Annotated in this window: 5 protein-coding genes; 3 read left to right on the top strand and 2 right to left on the bottom strand. The window is 57.9% G+C overall.

The annotated features are described in order from the left end of the window. A partial coding sequence (locus tag VGU61_RS16475) for a hypothetical protein (protein ID WP_326860293.1) occupies positions 1–413 on the bottom strand: 413 nt, incomplete at its 3' end. Positions 414–832: 419 nt separating this feature from the next. Between VGU61_RS16475 and VGU61_RS16470 the strand changes: the two genes are divergently transcribed. Continuing rightward, positions 833–1,066 carry a hypothetical protein gene (locus tag VGU61_RS16470; protein WP_326860292.1) on the top strand — a complete coding sequence of 78 codons (234 nt, stop codon included), beginning with the start codon at positions 833–835 and terminating at the stop codon, positions 1,064–1,066. Positions 1,067–1,212: 146 nt separating this feature from the next. Beyond that, positions 1,213–2,436: a DUF2863 family protein gene (locus tag VGU61_RS16465; RefSeq protein ID WP_326860291.1), complete on the top strand. Its 1,224-nt coding sequence runs from the start codon at positions 1,213–1,215 to the stop codon at positions 2,434–2,436. Between the two features lie 10 nt (positions 2,437–2,446). Here VGU61_RS16465 and VGU61_RS16460 read toward each other — a convergent pair whose 3' ends face one another. After that, positions 2,447–3,193, bottom strand: a complete 747-nt coding sequence (locus tag VGU61_RS16460; protein WP_326860290.1) for a sulfite exporter TauE/SafE family protein — start codon at positions 3,191–3,193, stop codon at positions 2,447–2,449. A gap of 218 nt (positions 3,194–3,411) precedes the next feature. Between VGU61_RS16460 and asd the strand changes: the two genes are divergently transcribed. Further along, positions 3,412–4,247 (top strand): archaetidylserine decarboxylase (gene asd, locus VGU61_RS16455; RefSeq protein WP_326860289.1); only part of this gene is annotated, 836 nt, incomplete at its 3' end.

The following is a 4,247-nucleotide window of genomic DNA, read 5'->3' as shown; positions in this document are numbered from 1 at the left end:
ACTGTCAATGGCGCGGCTGCGGCTGGAGGCAATGCAGCAGCCTCTTCCATGATGACGGTAATAAGGGTGGGATAATCATAAGCGGCGCCGGAGCCTGCATCGATCGCTGCGCCGATGACGCCACCGAAAATGATGTTGCCGAATGCCATTGGTTTGGTGCTTGACTTCACCGATGCGAGACCAGATAGTTGCCCTTCCTTGACACACTTCACATTCAGGTCGTCATACGCACGCAGCACGGTGACTGTCCCGGGTGCCTTTACGAAAAATGTGCCTTTGCCATTATTGAGTTCGCAATTCGCGTCCGCGACCTGCTGCCCTTTATGGCGGGCGTCGACCGAGATCACCTGGTTGTTGCCGTTGACGATCGATGCGCATCCGCTCAGCATTGCAGCACCGGCGATCGCGATCATTGCAGCGTTCCTTGAACTAATCATTTTTTTCCTTTGTTATAACAGCGTGCTAAATCGCATTAGAAACGCTTGCATTAAAGTGCGCCATTCAACTGCAAAAATTGCAGTTCTGAAATACTCCGTCCATTAAATGGAATCGAAGAGGCAAATGATTGTAGGAAATAATTTCTTAATTGGGAAGGCAGTGTGGTTTTATGGACGCAATAATGAAATTGTCATCCTCACCGATAAACAAGAGGGAACGTGGTCTGAGTCGCTTACTTCGCTTACCGATAGAGTCTGAATAGAACTAAGTATTTTGTTATTTGCATGAAAATCGTTGCAATCAATAATTGATAAGACTCCTGTACCGGACTGTGTGACACGATTGAAATACCACCGCCAACTTACTAATAACGACACTGCATTAATACACAAACATGCCAACCACCATCATTCACCGCCGCACCAACATCATCACACTCGCTTCCGGCGAGACCATCGCCGCCTATTGCAGGCCGGACGATATCGCCCTTGTTGAAGATGGAAGCGGCTGGTGGGTGCATTTCGTCGGCGAGGAAGGTGCGAGCGATACCTATGATGAGCCCTACCGGAGTTACAACGAGGCTTTATGGGCGGCCAAGGCGGCGGCGGAGTTCAGTTCGAGCTTGTGAGATGCCTGCATGACGGCACGGATGGTCGCATCACAAGTCATAGACTGTGTCGAACGCATCGTGCCGCTTGCGGTCGCCGGTATACTTGCGTATTTACTTTGTCCTGTCCGGTGCGCCAACTGCACCCTACTACCTGAGCTGCCATCATGAAGAAAAACAAGTCGTCCGGTTCGTCGAAATCCACTGCTTCCGCCGAGATGCCGGATGATGCCGTCGCGGACAACCTGATCGAACTGGCGATCGACCTCAGGGAAGCGGATGCATACGCTACCCTGCCGGACGACCTGAAAAAAAAGAAGAGCGATTTCGAGAAGATCATCAGGAAGTGCCTGCGCCAGAAGAAGGACAGCGCCTTGAACGAAGCGCTCGACCGCACCTACGAGGAAGACGGCTATGCATTCGATTTGCTGAAAGCGAACCTGGAGGAATTGTCGGGAACGATCGTGATCCGTCGCGACGAGGGGCAGGACATCGAGGTCAATGCTTTCGTGGTGCCGATGTTCGTGCATACCGTCGGTGGTCTGCGTATCGAGCAGTGCTTCCAGGACGAGGAGGCATTTGAACGGCTGCGTGACAGCTTTCAGAAAGGACAGCTCGAGAGCAAGAAGGCGACTGTCGTACTTGTGAGCCATGCCTTTCATCTGAATGAGATCGACCGCATCAGCTACAGCCAGCTGCACGAGATGGTGCATGAAGCCTACGATTCGGTCACCCGCAAGAAGGCAACGGCGGCCCCGGCCATCGCGCGCAGCATGAGCGGCTGGCCGGCCAATGAGTTTGCGCCGGACGACAGTGCGGTGGAATTGCGCTTCCTGCTCGGGTTCGCGGTGAAGACATTGGATGATCCGTTCTACAAGGTGCCGGAGAAAGAGGCGGCGGCCGACCGGTATTTCGAGACGCGCGCGCAGCATTTCCGCCAATGGGCCGCGGACAACGCGTCGCTGGTCAAGCGCTGTCTTGTCACCGACGGCCGCGAGGTGGAGATCGATTTTCTGTACCAGGATCTTTTTTATGGCGGCAAGGCCACCGCCTTGAGCGAGTATTACATGCTGCAGATGATGTCCGAGCTGCACCAGGCGCTGGACGAGCATGGCGTGTCGCCGGACGCCGCGAAGGCCGTCATTGGGCCGACGGACGTGGACGACGGCATGGTGCTTCGGGTAAATCTGTACTCGGAAGCGGACGGCGCGCTTATCGTATCGTCGGACAAGCCGATCGCCGTGGCGCGCGACCTGCAGACCGAGGCGGACGATGTGCATGATGCCCTGGCGACATTGGGGGTGCGGTCGCTGTCGCTGGCGATGCGTTTCGACACCGACGGCCAGCCGGTGGATGTGCGGCCTTACACATCGCAAGCCGGTAAGGATTAAACGAAGCGATTCAGGCCAGCAGCCTGGGCACCGAGGATGCGAGCAAGGCGATGCCCGATGCGGTCAGCAGGCTGAGGACGAGCTTGCGGAAATTCGCTTCGGAGATGCCGATGTACAACCGGGCGCCGAGCAAGGAGGGGATGAGGATGGCCGGTGCGACGATCGCAAACATCGGCAGCATCTCGCGGTTTATCACCCCGGTGAACAGGTAGGTCGTCATCGTGACGATGAGCGTGGCGAGGTTGAAGTTCTGGATGACGGAACGTTGCGTGTCTTTTTCCATGCCGCGCAGCGTGCACCAGAGGGTGGGAATCGCGCCGGCGAAACCGCCGAGTCCACTCATGATCCCGCCGATGATGCCGGCAATGCCGTCCGCCGCGCGTCCGCCTGCGCGGATGGGCGGCAGTCGGTGGGCTGCCAGCATGATGGGACACCAGACCGCCAGCAAGATGCCGAGGCAGGCCTTGAACAAGTCGACATTCAGGTAGGGAAGCACATAGACTCCGATCGGCACACCGCTCAACCCGCCCGCAATGAACGGCAGCAGGGTTCTCATGTTGAGGCCGCGGCGCACGGTCACGGCGGCGATTACCTGCCCGGTCAGGGCACCGAATACCGCCAATGCTGCCGCCAGCTGCGGGTTCACCACCCATGCCCAGAACGACATGGCGACAAGCCCGAACGCGAAACCGGACAAGCCTTGCACAAAGCCGGCAACCACGGCGCCCAGCACGATCACAAGGACAGTCATGTCCATCCAAAGCCCTCCGGAAATGGATTGGGAAGAAAAATCTGAAGAAGGCCGGCCGCATCAGCGACTTTCAAAAGCATGTAAAGGCCACTTCCTGAGGCCGCTTCCTGTGCATGTTGCCGGCAGTACTTGCCATGATATACCCAGGGCATGGCCCTCCCGCCATATCTGACTTTGGACGCATAAAGCTATAATCAAAACAACTCATTTTAGCGAGCGCCAACGTGTCCCGTTTTTCCGTATTGCACCAATACCTTTTGCCCAAGCAGGCCTTGACCCGGCTTGCGGGCCGTATCGCCAGCGGTCAAGGCGGCCGTTTCACGCCCCACCTGATCCGCTGGTTCGCGCGGAAGTATGGCGTCAACATGGATGAGGCGCACAACCCGGACCTCGCCAGCTATCAAAGTTTCAATGAATTCTTTACCCGCGCATTGCGCGAAGGCGCCCGCCCGCTCGCGGATCGCGATTTCATCTGTCCGGTGGATGGTGCGATCAGCCAGTTCGGCACCATCGAGCACGACCAGATCTTCCAGGCGAAGGGCCATCGCTATTCCACCACCGCCCTGGTCGGCGGCGACAGCGCGCTGGCGGCGCAATTCGATCACGGCACGTTCGCCACGCTCTACCTCAGCCCTCGCGACTATCACCGCATCCACATGCCCTGCGATGCAAAGCTGACGCGCATGATCTATGTACCGGGAGCGCTGTTCTCGGTGAATCCCGTCACCGCCCGAGGCGTCCCGGGTTTGTTCGCTCGCAATGAGCGTGTGGTGTGCGTCTTCGAGTCCCTGCACGGCCCCTTCGTGCTGGTGCTGGTGGGCGCGACGATCGTCGGCAGCATGGCGACGGTCTGGCATGGCGTGGTGAATGCATCGCGGGCCGGCACGGTGCGGGAGTGGCATTACCATGACAAGGATATCGTGCTGAAGAAGGGTGAAGAAATGGGACGCTTCCTGCTCGGATCCACCGTCGTGATGCTGTTTCCGCGCGGCGTGATGGAGTTCAATCCGGAATGGACGGCGACGCGCACTATCCGCATGGGCGAGGCCATGGGCCACAA

The sequence above is a fragment of the Noviherbaspirillum sp. genome (assembly GCF_035944575.1).
Lineage (GTDB): Bacteria > Pseudomonadota > Gammaproteobacteria > Burkholderiales > Burkholderiaceae_D > Noviherbaspirillum.
The sequence above is the reverse complement of the archived record's forward strand: the minus strand, read 5'-3'. Positions and strand labels throughout refer to the sequence as shown.